The organism is Cellulomonas sp. GbtcB1 (assembly GCF_019091725.1).
Taxonomy (GTDB): Bacteria; Actinomycetota; Actinomycetes; order Actinomycetales; family Cellulomonadaceae; genus Cellulomonas.
Map to the genome: position 1 here is coordinate 1 of NZ_JAGXJG010000613.1, position 233 is coordinate 233.

At 79.8% G+C, this 233-nt stretch carries 1 pseudogene; it reads left to right on the top strand.

The features are described from left to right. A pseudogene (gene glmU / locus KVT14_RS21550) lies at window positions 1-233 on the top strand (bifunctional UDP-N-acetylglucosamine diphosphorylase/glucosamine-1-phosphate N-acetyltransferase GlmU); the annotation flags it as partial.

Sequence of the window (233 nt, forward strand, 5' to 3'; positions counted from 1 at the left end):
GCACCGGCCGCGCCGTGCAGTGCGCGCTGTCCGTGCTGGACGCCGCCGCGCAGGCCGAGGCCGCGTCGACCGACGACGGCCCGGGCGAGCCCGGCAGCGCCTCCGGCGTGCTCGTCGAGGGCCCGGTCGTGGTGCTCGCGGGCGGCATCCCGCTGCTCGACGGGGGGACGCTCGGCGAGCTGCTCGCCGCGCACGCCGCGGACGGCAACGCGGTGACCGTGCTCACCACCCAG